Below are 12804 nucleotides of genomic sequence, written 5' to 3' on the forward strand. Positions count from 1 at the left end.
GCGGGCGGGTTCGCGAGGCCGCGCGTTCAGCCGCGCAGAGCGCCCAACGGGTGCTCGTTCGCCGGCCACGGGCTGTCGAACATCTGCTCCACATCGGCCCGGTTGACGTCCTCGATGCGCGCGAAACGCCAGCGCGGCGCGTTGTCCTTATCGATGATGCGGGCGCGAATGCCTTCCACCGTATCGCCGCGCAGAAAGCTCGAGCGCGTCAGATCGAGATCAGTGCGCAGCACGTCGGCCATCGACCCTTCCGCGCGCGTGACCACTTCGAGCGAGACCGCCATCGACAGCGGCGAGCGCTCGCGCAGCACCGCGATCGTCTGCTCGGCCCACTCCGCCGCGTCGCCACCGCGCTCGCGTTCCTGTTCGAGCGACTTGAGTATCCGCGCGACGTCGGGCAGCGCGAAATGCCGGTCGATCAACGTCCGCGCCTTCGCGAGCGCGCTCTCCTCGGGCCGCGGCGCGACCTGATACGCGAGCGTCTCGCGCTCGACGCACGCAACCACATCAGCACCGCGCTCGAACGGTTCGCGACCCAACCTATCGACGAGCGCGGGCAACGCCGCGTCGTCCATGTAGGCATCGGCGAGGCCCGCGTACAGCGAGTCGGCCGCGCCGATCGTCTCGCCGGTCACCGCCAGATAGCGGCCGATCGCGCCGGGCGTGCGCGCGAGAAACCAGCTCGCGCCGACATCCGGAAAGAGGCCGATACGGGTTTCGGGCATCGCCATCTTCGTCGATTGCGTGACGACGCGCAGGCCGCCGGTGCGATGTGCGCCCTGCGAAATGCCCACGCCGCCGCCCATCACGATGCCGTTCATCAACGCGATATACGGCTTCGGATACACGAAGATCGCGTGATTGAGCCGGTATTCCTCGCTGAAGAACGTATCGCGCGCCTCCTGGTCGCCGGTTTGCGCCGCTTCATACATGAAGCGGATGTCGCCGCCCGCGCAGAACGCGCGCTCGTGCCGGCTGCGCACGACGACGGCCAGCACCTCGGGGTCCTCGCGCCACTGGTCGAGCGCCGCGTGGATCGCGCGGATCATGCCGGTCGACAGCGCGTTCAGCGCTTTCGGCCGCTCCAGTTCGATGAGACCGATGCGGTTGGCTACGTGGGTCGCGATTTCGTCGCTAGTGGCGGGCAAGGCGGACGTGGACATGGAGAACTGGGCGCGGCGGCGCGGCATGAGGTGGAACCGAACGTTATCACGGGCCTGCCGCTTTGCGTTTGGTGGGGAGCTCGCGGGCCGGGTCCGTGGAGCCGGCCGACTTGGCGTGGCGCCGCGCGACGGTTTTTTTGCCGCGGACTGCGGCGCTGTTCGATGCGCCCGCCGCCACGGCCTGCGGCACACCGAGCCATGCGTCGAGCGTCACGCCGACGAGCGTCTCGAGCGGCACGCTCGGAAACACCGGGCACGTGAGATTCAGCGCGACGATGCCATGCAGACTCGCCCACAACGCCTCGGCCCAGATGGCCGGCTCCATCGATGCGACCGACGCCGACAGATGCCCCGCTGCTCGCAATTCGTCGAGCGCGTCGATCATGATGTGCAGCGCGGCGTCGCCGGGATCGTCGTCGGCAACGCCGCCGGCGGCGTTGCCCAGGGAGGCGGTCGAACCACCGGTCCCGGTGTTCGCGCTTGTGTCGCCCGTGTTGCCGTCGTGTTTGCCAGTGCCCACCCCGCCACCGAGCGCCGCGCCGGTATAGCTCGGGTCCTCCATGAAAATCAGCCGGTACGTTTCAGGATGCTCGACGCCAAACGCGACGTACGCGCGCCCGAGCGCCTTCAGCCGTTCGGCGGGATCCGCGATCTGCACGAGCGGCACGAAGGTCGCGAGCAACTGCGCGTAGCCTTCGGCGCACAAGGCCCGCGCGATGTCGTCGCGACTCGCGAAATGCAGATACAACGTGGCGGGCGAATATTCGATCGCGTCAGCGATCTTGCGCATCGACAGCGCGGCAAAGCCCTCGCCCACGACGATGCGCCGCGCGGCATCGAGGATGCGTTCGCGCAGTGCCTGCTTCTGGCGGTTTTTTCGTTCGGCGATTCCCATGACTCGCAATTTTCAGATTGACAAACTGAAAAGTCAATTTAAACTGAACATCGTTTACTGAACAATGTTCAGTAAATTTTCATCTGTCAAATCGAGCAGCCACGAGCGCGCGACGATGTCGCGCCGCCATCTGAGGGAATCGTCATGCAAACCACGGGAAAGGTCGGTTTATTCGGTGCAGCGGGCGCTGCGGGTCAAAGCATCGCGACGGCGCTTGGCGCGGCGGGCCGCGATTACCGGGTGGTCGGCCGCTCGCGCGAGGTATTGCAACGGACTTTCGGTGACGACCCGCACGCGGAGATCGTCACCTGGAACCCCGACGACCCCGCCTCGATCCGCGCCGCGGCCGCCGGTCTTCAGACCGTGATCTACCTCGTCGGCGTGCCCTACGACCAGTTCGCGCAGCACCCGCCGTTGATGGAGAAAACGCTGGCTGGCGTGACGGCCGCCGGTGTCGAGCGCTTCATTCTGATCGGCACCGTGTATCCGTATGGCCGCGCGCGCGGCAACCCGGTCCGCGAAGATCATCCGCGCGAGCCGCACACCTTCAAGGGCCGCATGCGGCTTGAACAGGAAAAGCTCGTGCTGGCCGCGCATGGCCAGAAAGGTCTCGAAACGCTGGTATTGCGACTGCCCGATTTCTACGGACCGGGGGTCGAGCGCAGCCTGTTGCACGGTGTCTTCGTTGGCGCCGCTACCGGCAAGCGCGCGCAGGTGCTCGGTCCCGTCGACGTACCGCACGAATTCATCTATCTGCCGGATGTCGGTCCCGTGATCGAACGACTTACGCGCACGCCCGAAGCCTACGGCCGCTGGTGGCATCTCGCGGGCGCCGGCACGATCACGCAGCGCGAGGTGGCTCGCGAGGCCTACGCGCTTGCGAGCTCCCGGCCGAAGCTGATGGTGGCCGGCAAGGGCATGCTGCGCGTGCTTGGGCTATTCAATCCGCTGATGCGCGAGTTGGTCGAGATGAACTATCTGATGACCGAGCCGGTCGTGCTCGATGATTCGGCGCTGGCGACGTTGATCGGGCCGCTCAGGAAGACGTCGTATCAGGAAGGGATCAGGCGGTGCTTCGAAGCGGCGCGCGAGGTGGTGCCGGCACGCGACATGAATTAGCGGCAAGGCGTTGGCGATGCGTAGGTGAAATGAAAACCGCAGAGATGGACCTGCACCCGGCCTCTGGCGCCGACGGTCCGTCGGCAGGTCGGCTTAGCCTGCCATCTGCCCCGGCGGAAAGTGGCCACTCTTGAGCAGCACGGGTGTGCCGTTACTGATCTGCAGATGCTCACGCGCAACGGCCTCGATGCGCGGCCGGCCCGCATCGAACGCGCGCAGCCAGCCGTCGAGGTCCTCGCTGTAAGCGCCGAAATGATCCTCGAGCGCTTCCACCGAGATCGCGCACGGCACCGGCTCACCGTCCACCAGCGCGGAAAACACGACGGTCAGGTTGGAGTCGCGGTAAGCAGGCGCGTCTTCGGGAAAACGGATCTTCATGGTCGCCTCGTCAGAAGTTGGCGGCGGGAACGTAGCTTGCGCGGAAGGCCCTGCGCGCCGCCGATCCTCGCAAGTCCCGCTATGGTACTCGCGCCGCCGGATCACGGTCCAGCGCGCGCGGGCGCCTGATTCAGGGCATCGCGCGCTGCCTTGGCGAGCCCATCGGCGGGCCCTTTGCACGGAAATCGCCGACACGCTCACGGCCCATCCAGCAATCGGTCGACATACTCGCGGGCCGCCCGTTCGACGAACGCGAGCGCCTCTTCTTCACTGTCGAAGCGTTGCCGGTCGCCGAGCTCGAGCAGCGTTTCCATCCGGTGCGGATCGTCCGGGCCGAGCTCGGCGAGGCTGACCGTGCCGACGTAAGTACCGTCCGCTTTGGTGTGCGCGTCGCCCGACGTGCCCGACGTGCTGCCCCCTGGCACGAGGCGCGCGGCGGCGCTGATGTAATAGCCGCGATAAGGGCCACTGACCCGTTCAGCCATCTTCGTCCTCCTGTTGCGGTTGCAGAGCTGGCGCCAGTCGCAACGGCGCCGCCCTGATGCTTCAGCATGCGGCGCGCCGCTGCACTGGGTGTGTGCGGGCGGCCCGTCCCATAACGATAAGGCGCGTTGCAGCGCGATAAGTTCTGCTCGCGAGACGCGCCCCCCGCGCCGCGCCAGAAGAGCCGCGCCGCACTTCAGCCGCGCGCGCTGGTCGAACGGTCCATACCGGCATGCTCCATGCTGTCGCACGGTACCTGTTACGACGCCATTTCGAGGCCAGCGAGCGCAATATGGGAAAATATTTTCTGCAGGATCATGAACTGCCCGAGCCGGATGCGGCGAACCGCTGGTTCGAGTACGCCGAAAGTCACGGCATCGACATCCCGAAAGCGATCGGCATCTGGGAAGACGCAGCCACTGAAGAAGGCGCGGAAGCCCGGCGGCTCCTCAACGCGGCGGGCATCACGGTCGAAATGACCTGAGCCGTGGCGCACGCCCTCGCGCTCCACAGCGGCCGACCCGGCCCGGCAGACCCCCTCTATCTGAATGAAAGGACACAACACGATGCAATTCACGACGCAACCGCGACGCGCCGGCCGATTCCACCGCCTCCGATCCAGCGCCGCGCTTGCCCTCGTGCGTCGCGCGTCGCTGTCGGCCGCCTTGCCCGCCGCACTGCTGCTCGCCGCGGGACTGGGCGGCTGCGCGTCGTCGAACACGACCACGCTGATCAATCTGCCCAACGGCCAGACCGGCTTCGCGGTCAACTGCAGCGGCGCCGACGCCGGCTCGAGTTGGGCCTCGTGCTACGTGCAAGCAGGTAAGGCCTGCGGCGCGACCGGCTACGACATCGTGTCGAAGGACAACGACGAAGGCGGCACCGCCGGCGGCAGCGTCACAAACGTGGCGTCGGCGAACGTGAAGGGCCGCTCGATGATCGTGCGCTGCAAGTAAGCCGATTTACGTGCCTGGCGGCAATCGCGGCGGCTGGCGCGGGCGCTCAATGCGCCTGCATCTTCGAGAAGAGATTCAACACCACGACGCCAGCGACGATCAATCCCAGCCCGATGATCGCCGGCACGTCGGGTACCTGCCGGTACAGCACTAGCGCGACCAGCGTGATCAGCACGATGCCCGCGCCGGACCAGATCGCGTAGACGATGCCGACTGGAATGCTTCGGAGCGTCAACGACAGGCAATAGAACGCGATGCCGTAGCCGAGCACGACGACCATCGACGGCAGCAGGCGTGAAAAGCCGTCCGAGGCCCGCATCGCGGAAGTCGCGATCACTTCGGCGACGATCGCGATCGCGAGCAGCGCATACGGGGGTACGCGCATCGCGTCAGTTTTTCGCGAGCGCGAGCTTGCCGTAGTCGTGACCGAGATGCGCGCACAGCGCTTCGACCACGAGTTCATGATCGGCGCGCTGCGGCAGACCGGACACCGTGATCGAACCGATCACGCCCGCCCCTTCCACCGCCAGCGGAAACGCGCCGCCGTGCGACGCGTACTCGGTGGCCGGCAGTCCGTGCTTGTCGGCGAGCGTCGCGCCCGCGAGCTGCATTTTCAGACCGATCGCGTACGAGCTACGGCGAAATTGCGCGACGGTGTTGCCCTTGCGGCGCGCCCAGTCGACGTTGTCGGGCGTCGCGCCGTCGAGCAGGCTGAAGAACAGCGGCTGGCCGAACGTGCGCACGTCGATCGCAGCGGCAATGCCGCGCGCTTTCGCGACTTCGTGCAGATACGCGCCGACTTGCCACGCGCGGTCGGCATCGAAGCGGGGAAACACGAGGGTCTTTTCCTGAATGGCGATGACCTGCAGGTCGTGAGCGATATCCATGGGGTTCAGAACGGGTCGGGGCATCAGAGTCAAAGGGGCCGCCGTCGTGAAGATCCGGCGAGCCGCGTGGAGAATCTGAATTCTATCGCAGCGTCCGCGCACGGCTTTCCAGAGCCTTTCCGATAGGCGACGTCGCGCGGGCAGAGCGAAGCGCAATGAAGCCAATTCTTACATGGCTATTGCGCTGGCCGTCTGGCTGGTCTATAATCTTTTCTTCGACGGACGCGGGGTGGAGCAGTCTGGCAGCTCGTCGGGCTCATAACCCGAAGGTCGTAGGTTCAAATCCTACCCCCGCAACCAACCGAAATCATTGAAGGGTTACAACGCATCGGCGTGTAACCCTTTTTTGTTTTTGTGGCCTTGGTCTGGTGATCCCCTTGACCGCCCCTCCCTCAGGCGAAAAAAACGCGTCAACTGAATGACGCGCCAAGCTACGGGGCAATGTACAAGAGAGAAAAGATGACTGCGGTGGACGCGGTGGCCTCCATCTCAACCATCAGGACCGATGCCATCAGCGCATCCAAAAATCGACTGTCAATCAATGTCGGACACGACGGCGCTCGCCGCCTTGGACGTCGTCTCGCGCAGCCCCTGTCGGCGCCTCAGTAATCCCTCGCCCCGGTGATAAACTCCTATCACCCTTTCTCGTCCCCTTTCCAATGAAATTCTGTTCTGTCTGCGGCCACGGCGTCAGTCTGAGCATTCCGCCGGGCGACAATCGCGAGCGCTTCGTATGCGGCAGTTGCGGCACCGTGCATTATCAGAATCCGCGTAACGTGGTCGGCACCGTTCCCGTGTGGGACGACAAGGTGCTGCTGTGCCGTCGCGCGATCGAGCCGCGCTACGGTTACTGGACACTGCCCGCCGGCTTCATGGAAATGGGAGAAACGACGGCCGAAGCCGCCTCGCGCGAAACGCTCGAGGAAGCCGGCGCCCGCGTCGAGGTGCAGAACCTGTTTTCGCTGCTGAATGTGCCGCACGTGCATCAGGTACATCTGTTCTACATGGCGCGGCTGCTCGATCTCGACGTCGTCGCCGGCGAGGAAAGCCTCGAAGTGAAGCTGTTCGAGGAGCACGAGATTCCGTGGGATGAGATCGCGTTTCCGACCGTCGGCCAGACGCTGCGCTTTTTTTTCGCCGACCGCGCGGCCGGCAGTTTCGGCCTGCATACCGGCGACATCTTCCGCTCCCTGCGCGAAGGCTGAGCGGCGCGCATGGTTCCCTGGCTCGGAGCTGACGACCCGTTTCCGCCCGTCGAGCGCGCGCTCGGCGCCGCGAGCGGCGCGCCCGGTCTGCTGGCGGCAAGCGGCGATCTGCTGCCGTCGCGCCTCATCGACGCGTATCGGCGCGGCATCTTCCCGTGGTATTCGGACGGCCAGCCGGTGTTGTGGTGGAGCCCCGATCCGCGCATGATCCTGCGCCCCGCCGAGTTCAAGGTGTCGCCATCGCTGCGCAAGACGCTCAAGCGCGTGTTGCGCGACGACGCGTGGGAAATCCGCGTCGATCACGATTTCGCCGCCGTGATGCGCGCCTGCGCGCAGGCGCCGCGCCACGGTCAGCGCGGCACGTGGATCACCGCCGACGTCGTCGAAGCCTATTCGTCGCTGCACCGCCTGGGCGACGCGCACAGCATCGAAACCTGGCTCGAGGGCAAGCGTGTAGCGGGATTGTATGGCGTGTCGCTCGGGCGGATGTTCTTCGGCGAATCGATGTACACCGACGTCACCGACGGCTCGAAAATGGCGCTGGCCGCGCTGGTCGGCCACTTGCGACGTCACGAAATAGAAATGATAGACTGCCAGCAGAACACGTCGCATCTGGCGTCGCTCGGCGGCCGCGAGATAGCGCGCAAGGCGTTTGTCGCGCATGTTCGCGCGTCTGTCGGCGCGCCGGCTATCCCGTGGCGCTTCGACAAGACCGCCCTGCTCGACATCCTCGCGCAGGCGGCGTAGGAAAAATCAGGCCGAATCCGGTCCGCCGCCCATCGAATAGCGGCATCAACCGCCGGGCGTGCCGGGTTTGCATTACCAGAGACGCTTCGAGAGCTGCCAACGTGACTCATCCCAACGAGCTGCCTCTTTCTCCGCTTTCCGCGCTGCAATTTTATGCAACGGCGCCCTATCCCTGCAGTTACCTCGACGGCCGCATCGCGCGCTCGCAGGTCGCCACACCCAGTCACCTGATCAATTCGGACGTCTACACCGACCTCGTCAAGGCGGGCTTCCGGCGCTCGGGCGTGTTCACGTATCGCCCGTATTGCGACGGCTGCCGCGCGTGCGTGCCGGTGCGCGTGCCGGTCGAGCGTTTTCAGCCGAACCGCACGCAGCGGCGTGTATGGAGAAAGCACGGCGACCTGATCGCGACCGTCGCGCCGCTGCACTACGACGAGGAGCATTACGCGCTGTATATGCGCTACCAGTCGGCGCGCCACGCGGGCGGCGGCATGGATCGCGACAGCCGCGACCAGTACGAGCAGTTCCTGCTGCAAAGCCGGATCAACTCGCGGCTCGTCGAGTTTCGTGAGCCAGCGCCGCTGCAGCCCGATGGGCGACCTGACGGGCCACCTGACGCGCGGGGCGCGCTGCGCATGATCAGCATGATCGATATCCTCGGCGACGGGTTGTCGTCGGTGTACACGTTCTTCGAGCCGAGCCTGCCGCACGCGAGCTTCGGCACCTACAACATCTTCTGGCAGATCGAGCAGGCGCGCAGCCTGAACCTGCCGTACGTGTATCTCGGCTACTGGATTCGCGAAAGCCCGAAAATGGCGTACAAGGCGAATTTCCGGCCGCTCGAAGGCTTGATCGACGGCGCGTGGCGCGTGCTCGATCCGGCCAGCATCGACCTGCCGCCGGTCGATTTCGCGATGCATGGACGACGCGGGCCGCTCAGGCCGTAGTCGAGGTGCCGTCCGTCGAGTCGTTGCCGGGTCCTGCTCGTCGCCGGCAACGCCCCACCAGTCTCATCAAAGCCCAAAGCCGGTAAAATAGCGGGTTCCCATTTTCCGGCCGTCCGGCTTCATCCCGTGCTCAGCTCCCTTTATCCGCTCGTTCGCGCCCAACTCTTTCGCATGGACGCGGAAGACGCTCACCATCTGACTTTGCGCATGCTCGGCGCCGCCGGTCGCACCGGCCTCGCCGGCGCGCTCGCGTCACGCGTGCCGGATTCGCCGCGCACCCTGATGGGCCTGACGTTTCGAAACCCGGTCGGACTCGCGGCGGGCCTCGACAAAGACGGCGCGTGCATCGACGGTCTGGCGGCGCTCGGCTTCGGCTTCATCGAAGTGGGCACCGTGACGCCGCGCGCGCAGCCGGGCAATCCGCGTCCGCGCATGTTCCGGCTGCCGCAGGCGAACGCGGTGATCAACCGGATGGGCTTTAACAACGCCGGCGTCGACCAGTTCGTGAAGAACGTCCAGGCCGCGCGCTATCGCGGCATCCTCGGTCTTAACATCGGCAAGAACGCCGACACGCCGATCGAGCGCGCCGCTGAAGACTATCTGTACTGCCTCGAGCGCGTGTACCCGTTCGCGAGCTACGTGACGGTCAACATTTCGTCGCCGAATACGAAGAACCTGCGCCAGCTGCAGGGCGCCGACGAACTCGACGCGCTGCTCGCCGCGCTGAAGGACAAGCAGCAAAGACTCGCCGACATGCACGGCAAGCTCGTGCCGCTCGCACTGAAGATCGCGCCCGACCTCGACGACGAGCAGGTCAAGTCGATCGCCGACACCTTGCTGCGCCACAAATTCGAAGGCGTCATCGCGACCAACACTACGCTCTCGCGCACCGCCGTCGCCGGCATGCGGCATGCTGACGAAGCCGGCGGCCTGTCGGGCAAGCCGGTGTTCGACGCGTCGAACGAGGTGATCCGCAAGCTGCGCGCCGAAGTCGGCGAGGCCGTGCCGATCATCGGCGTCGGCGGCATTTTCTCGGGCGACGATGCGCGCGCGAAGCTCGCGGCCGGCGCGTCGCTGGTGCAGCTTTATACTGGTTTCATCTACCGCGGTCCGGCGCTCGTCGCCGAATGCGCGCAGGCGTTGCGCTAGGCATCCGCGCCGCCGCATATAGACATAAACAAACGGTATTTAGGTGGCGATAGGCTCGTTTGCTATGCTCTCGACCGTCAAAACATCAGACGTACAAGGAACACGATGAAATTCGGCCTGTTGAAGAAGCTCCTCGCCACCGCGCTGATCGGCATGTCGCTGAGCGCCGTTACCGCGCACGCGGAAGACCTGCTCGACCAGGTCAAGCAGCGCGGCACGCTGCGCATCGGTCTCGAAGGCACCTTCCCGCCGTTCAACTCGAAAGCGCCGTCGGGCGAGCTGGTCGGCTATGACGTCGACATCGCCAAGGCGGTCGCGGCCAGGCTCGGCGTGAAGCCCGAGTTCGTCACGACCGAGTGGAGCGGCATCATCGCCGGTCTGCAGGCGGGCAAGTTCGATGTGATCGTCAACCAGGTCGGCATCACCGACGCGCGCAAGCAGACGCTCGACTTCTCCCCGGCGTACACGTACTCGGCGGCGCAACTGATCCAGCGCAAGAACGACACGCGCCAGTTCACCTCGCTCGAAGACCTGAAGGGCAAGAAGCTCGGCGTCGGTCTCGGCACGAACTACATGGACATGGCGAAGGCAGTGCCGGGCATCGACGTGAAGACCTACCCGGGCGCACCCGAATACCTGCGTGATCTGGCCGCCGGCCGGCTCGACGCGGCGTTGAACGACCGTCTGATGCTCGCGTACCTGCTGAAGAACTCGAACCTGCCGCTGCGCACCGGCGCGAACGTCGGCCCGGGCAACCCGTCGGGCATTCCGTTCAGAAAGGGCAACCCGAAGTTCGCGCAGGCGATCGACGACGCAATGACCCAGCTCGAAGCGGACGGCACCTTCACGAAGATCTCGGACAAGTGGTTCGGCATCGACGTCAGCAAGCCGATCAAGTAACACGCGTGGAGTCGAACGAAGGGCGGCATCGATCACGATGCCGCCCTTCGCGCTTTTTGCGGCCCACGCGAGTTGCGGGAGCCGAGCCGCGCGTCGCGTATACCCCAAGCCGCATCGCGCGACCCGCGCCTGAACGCGCGCCAAAGTTTATGATGTGCGCTTTGTGCGTCAATAAGAACAATGCCCATGTCCATCACATCCCTGCTGCTCCAATCGCTGCCGGTGCTCGCACAAGGCGCGCTGCTGACGATCAAGTTCGCGATCCTGTCGATGATCTTCGGCCTGATCGGCGGCGCCATGCTCGCGCTGATGGGCATCAGCCACAGCCGTCCGCTGAACTGGATCGCGCGCGTCTATGTGAGCGTGATGCGCGGCACGCCGCTGCTCGTGCAGATCTTCGTGATTTACTACGGTCTGCCGAGCTTCGGCATTTCGCTCGATCCGACGCCGGCCGGCGTGATCGCGCTGTCGGCAAACGTCGCCGCGTATCTGTCCGAGAGCATGCGCGGCGCGATTCTGGGCATCCACCAGGGCCAGTGGCTCGCCTCGTACAGCCTCGGGCTGTCGCGGCGTCAGACGCTGCGCTACGTGATCGCGCCGCAGGCGCTGCGCATCGCGGTGCCGAGTCTGTCGAACAGCCTGATCAGCCTGATCAAGGACACCTCGCTCGTGTCCGTCATCACGGTGACCGAGTTGCTGCGCAGCGCGCAGGAAATCATCGCGTCGACCTACCAGCCGCTGCCGCTTTATCTTGCGGCCGCGGCCGTGTACTGGGTGCTGTGTCAGGTGCTCGAGTGGGCGCAGCGCTGGTACGAGCGGCGGCTGTCGCTGCCTACGCGGCACTGAGCGCCGCCCACTCCCTTTCGTTGGCCCCAGCGGCTCATTCCCCAGCGAACTTGAGCCCCAACGCCGCGCGCGCCGCGTCGGCCATCGCGATCATCTGTCGCGACGTGTCGTGCGGCATCAGCGGACTCTCCAGCACACCCGCGCGAATCAGCTCGCAAAAGTGCGCGGTCTCGTAGTTCAAGCCGCCGCCTTCGAACGGTTCGTCGAGTTCGACGACGCGGCCATCCGCATAACGGATCGTCGCGCGCGACGGGTTCCACCACGGCTCGTGCAGCGTCACGTGACCGCCTTGGGCCATCAGCAGCGCATCGCCCTTGCCATGCAGATCGAGCCCGCAGAATAGCTGCGCGATACCACCGCGCTCGTGCTGGCTGTTCAGACTCGCGAACGTATCGACGCCGGTCGCGCCAAGCCGGCCGAAGGTCTGCACGTCGCGTGGCGCGCCGAGCCAGTCGACCGCGAGAAACATCTCGTAGATGCCGATATCGAGCAGCGCGCCGCCCGCATGCTCGAACGACAGCGACGGATGATCGGCCGGCACGCCCGGCACCGAGCAGCCCGCGCGCACGAGCCCGACCTCGCCGATCGGCTCGGCCGCGAGGTGCTCGCGCAACCTTCTGTAGAGCGGATAGAACGGCGGCTTCATCGCTTCCATGAAGAGCCGTTGCGAAGCGCGCGCGGAGTCGAGCACGCGCTCGAGCTGCGGACGATTGATACACGCGGGTTTCTCGCACAGCACGTGCAGCCCCGCTTGCAACGCGGCGATCGCATAGTCGGCGTGACTGTCCTGCAGCGTCGCGATATAGAGCGCGTCGATGCCGCTCGCGAGCAGAGTGTCGAAACTGTCGCAGACGGCGCCGCCGAATTCATCGGCGAACGCCTGGGCCGGTTCCACGCGACGCGACCACAGCGCCGCGAGCCGCGTCCGCGGCACGAACGCGAGCCCTTGCGCGAAGCGGCGCGCAATCCGGCCGGTGCCGACGATCCCCCAGCGGATCTCGCGCGATGAAGCGGTGTCCTGCGCTGCCCGATCGGTCGGTTGGGTGCTGGCTGCGTGCGGTGCCGCTGTCGTATCTGTCATCGTGTGTGCAAAGGTCCATGCGGTTCGGAACAGCCGCTATTGTCACCG

The 12804-nt window shown here is 65.6% G+C and carries 16 protein-coding genes and 1 tRNA gene; 10 read left to right on the plus strand and 7 right to left on the minus strand.

Features of this window, described 5'->3' with window-relative positions; genetic code table 11:
- Positions 1-26: 26 nt before the first annotated feature.
- Both OKW35_RS38465 and OKW35_RS38470 read right to left on the minus strand, forming a co-directional pair.
- Complete coding sequence (locus tag OKW35_RS38465; protein ID WP_429554808.1) at positions 27-1163, minus strand: enoyl-CoA hydratase/isomerase family protein; 1137 nt, start codon at positions 1161-1163, stop codon at positions 27-29.
- Between the two features lie 46 nt (positions 1164-1209).
- Positions 1210-2058: a TetR/AcrR family transcriptional regulator gene (locus OKW35_RS38470; RefSeq protein WP_429554809.1), complete on the minus strand. Its 849-nt coding sequence runs from the start codon at positions 2056-2058 to the stop codon at positions 1210-1212.
- A gap of 144 nt (positions 2059-2202) precedes the next feature.
- Between OKW35_RS38470 and OKW35_RS38475 the strand changes: the two genes are divergently transcribed.
- The gene (locus OKW35_RS38475; protein ID WP_429554810.1) at positions 2203-3177 is read left to right on the plus strand and encodes an NAD-dependent epimerase/dehydratase family protein; all 975 of its coding nucleotides are present in this window, start codon (positions 2203-2205) and stop codon (positions 3175-3177) included.
- A 93-nt stretch (positions 3178-3270) separates the two neighbouring features.
- On the opposite strand, the gene OKW35_RS38480 is transcribed toward OKW35_RS38475, so the two are convergent.
- Positions 3271-3555, minus strand: a complete 285-nt coding sequence (locus OKW35_RS38480; protein WP_184029285.1) for a DUF1488 domain-containing protein — start codon at positions 3553-3555, stop codon at positions 3271-3273.
- Between the two features lie 197 nt (positions 3556-3752).
- The gene (locus tag OKW35_RS38485; RefSeq protein WP_184068631.1) at positions 3753-4040 is read right to left on the minus strand and encodes a hypothetical protein; all 288 of its coding nucleotides are present in this window, start codon (positions 4038-4040) and stop codon (positions 3753-3755) included.
- A 290-nt stretch (positions 4041-4330) separates the two neighbouring features.
- Between OKW35_RS38485 and OKW35_RS38490 the strand changes: the two genes are divergently transcribed.
- Both OKW35_RS38490 and OKW35_RS38495 read left to right on the plus strand, forming a co-directional pair.
- Positions 4331-4522: a hypothetical protein gene (locus OKW35_RS38490; RefSeq protein ID WP_184029291.1), complete on the plus strand. Its 192-nt coding sequence runs from the start codon at positions 4331-4333 to the stop codon at positions 4520-4522.
- A gap of 82 nt (positions 4523-4604) precedes the next feature.
- Entirely contained in the window at positions 4605-4994 is a 390-nt protein-coding gene (locus OKW35_RS38495; protein ID WP_090805720.1) for a hypothetical protein, read from the plus strand.
- A gap of 46 nt (positions 4995-5040) precedes the next feature.
- Here OKW35_RS38495 and OKW35_RS38500 read toward each other — a convergent pair whose 3' ends face one another.
- Both OKW35_RS38500 and OKW35_RS38505 read right to left on the minus strand, forming a co-directional pair.
- Positions 5041-5379 (minus strand): DMT family transporter, encoded by a 339-nt coding sequence (locus OKW35_RS38500; protein ID WP_429554811.1) that lies wholly within the window; start codon positions 5377-5379, stop codon positions 5041-5043.
- Between the two features lie 4 nt (positions 5380-5383).
- Positions 5384-5881, minus strand: coding sequence for a heme-degrading domain-containing protein (locus tag OKW35_RS38505; RefSeq protein WP_184043993.1), 498 nt, complete (start codon positions 5879-5881; stop codon positions 5384-5386).
- A 223-nt stretch (positions 5882-6104) separates the two neighbouring features.
- Here OKW35_RS38505 and OKW35_RS38510 point away from each other — a divergent pair.
- The 7 genes from OKW35_RS38510 to OKW35_RS38540 all read left to right on the plus strand — a co-directional run bounded on the left by OKW35_RS38510 (position 6105) and on the right by OKW35_RS38540 (position 11675).
- Positions 6105-6181: transfer RNA gene (locus OKW35_RS38510), tRNA-Met, on the plus strand.
- A 359-nt stretch (positions 6182-6540) separates the two neighbouring features.
- Positions 6541-7086 carry an NUDIX hydrolase gene (locus OKW35_RS38515; protein WP_090804352.1) on the plus strand — a complete coding sequence of 182 codons (546 nt, stop codon included), beginning with the start codon at positions 6541-6543 and terminating at the stop codon, positions 7084-7086.
- 9 nt (positions 7087-7095) lie between these two features.
- Positions 7096-7833 carry a leucyl/phenylalanyl-tRNA--protein transferase gene (gene aat, locus OKW35_RS38520; RefSeq protein WP_429406241.1) on the plus strand — a complete coding sequence of 246 codons (738 nt, stop codon included), beginning with the start codon at positions 7096-7098 and terminating at the stop codon, positions 7831-7833.
- A 101-nt stretch (positions 7834-7934) separates the two neighbouring features.
- On the plus strand, positions 7935-8780 hold the full coding sequence (locus OKW35_RS38525) for an arginyltransferase (RefSeq protein ID WP_090804348.1): 846 nt from the start codon (positions 7935-7937) through the stop codon (positions 8778-8780).
- 126 nt (positions 8781-8906) lie between these two features.
- Positions 8907-9929 carry a quinone-dependent dihydroorotate dehydrogenase gene (locus OKW35_RS38530; protein WP_184044001.1) on the plus strand — a complete coding sequence of 341 codons (1023 nt, stop codon included), beginning with the start codon at positions 8907-8909 and terminating at the stop codon, positions 9927-9929.
- A gap of 105 nt (positions 9930-10034) precedes the next feature.
- Positions 10035-10829 carry a cystine ABC transporter substrate-binding protein gene (locus OKW35_RS38535; RefSeq protein WP_429355428.1) on the plus strand — a complete coding sequence of 265 codons (795 nt, stop codon included), beginning with the start codon at positions 10035-10037 and terminating at the stop codon, positions 10827-10829.
- Between the two features lie 186 nt (positions 10830-11015).
- Positions 11016-11675 (plus strand): amino acid ABC transporter permease, encoded by a 660-nt coding sequence (locus tag OKW35_RS38540; protein ID WP_184029308.1) that lies wholly within the window; start codon positions 11016-11018, stop codon positions 11673-11675.
- Between the two features lie 34 nt (positions 11676-11709).
- Here the strand turns inward: OKW35_RS38540 and OKW35_RS38545 are convergent, their stop codons facing one another.
- Positions 11710-12756 carry a Gfo/Idh/MocA family protein gene (locus OKW35_RS38545; protein ID WP_429554812.1) on the minus strand — a complete coding sequence of 349 codons (1047 nt, stop codon included), beginning with the start codon at positions 12754-12756 and terminating at the stop codon, positions 11710-11712.
- Between the last annotated feature and the right edge of the window lie 48 nt (positions 12757-12804).

The organism is Paraburkholderia sp. MM5477-R1 (assembly GCF_050436385.1).
GTDB classification, from domain to species: Bacteria; Pseudomonadota; Gammaproteobacteria; order Burkholderiales; family Burkholderiaceae; genus Paraburkholderia; species Paraburkholderia tuberum.

Bases quoted from the DNA above. Each gene is read 5' to 3' on its own strand.
- OKW35_RS38465 (WP_429554808.1), bottom strand. From the start codon at position 1,163: ATGTCCACGTCCGCCTTGCCCGCCACTAGCGACGAAATCGCGACCCAC.
- OKW35_RS38470 (WP_429554809.1), bottom strand. From the start codon at position 2,058: ATGGGAATCGCCGAACGAAAAAACCGCCAGAAGCAGGCACTGCGCGAA.
- OKW35_RS38475 (WP_429554810.1), top strand. From the start codon at position 2,203: ATGCAAACCACGGGAAAGGTCGGTTTATTCGGTGCAGCGGGCGCTGCG.
- OKW35_RS38480 (WP_184029285.1), bottom strand. From the start codon at position 3,555: ATGAAGATCCGTTTTCCCGAAGACGCGCCTGCTTACCGCGACTCCAAC.
- OKW35_RS38485 (WP_184068631.1), bottom strand. From the start codon at position 4,040: ATGGCTGAACGGGTCAGTGGCCCTTATCGCGGCTATTACATCAGCGCC.
- OKW35_RS38490 (WP_184029291.1), top strand. From the start codon at position 4,331: ATGGGAAAATATTTTCTGCAGGATCATGAACTGCCCGAGCCGGATGCG.
- OKW35_RS38495 (WP_090805720.1), top strand. From the start codon at position 4,605: ATGCAATTCACGACGCAACCGCGACGCGCCGGCCGATTCCACCGCCTC.
- OKW35_RS38500 (WP_429554811.1), bottom strand. From the start codon at position 5,379: ATGCGCGTACCCCCGTATGCGCTGCTCGCGATCGCGATCGTCGCCGAA.
- OKW35_RS38505 (WP_184043993.1), bottom strand. From the start codon at position 5,881: ATGGATATCGCTCACGACCTGCAGGTCATCGCCATTCAGGAAAAGACC.
- OKW35_RS38515 (WP_090804352.1), top strand. From the start codon at position 6,541: ATGAAATTCTGTTCTGTCTGCGGCCACGGCGTCAGTCTGAGCATTCCG.
- aat (WP_429406241.1), top strand. From the start codon at position 7,096: ATGGTTCCCTGGCTCGGAGCTGACGACCCGTTTCCGCCCGTCGAGCGC.
- OKW35_RS38535 (WP_429355428.1), top strand. From the start codon at position 10,035: ATGAAATTCGGCCTGTTGAAGAAGCTCCTCGCCACCGCGCTGATCGGC.
- OKW35_RS38540 (WP_184029308.1), top strand. From the start codon at position 11,016: ATGTCCATCACATCCCTGCTGCTCCAATCGCTGCCGGTGCTCGCACAA.
- OKW35_RS38545 (WP_429554812.1), bottom strand. From the start codon at position 12,756: ATGACAGATACGACAGCGGCACCGCACGCAGCCAGCACCCAACCGACC.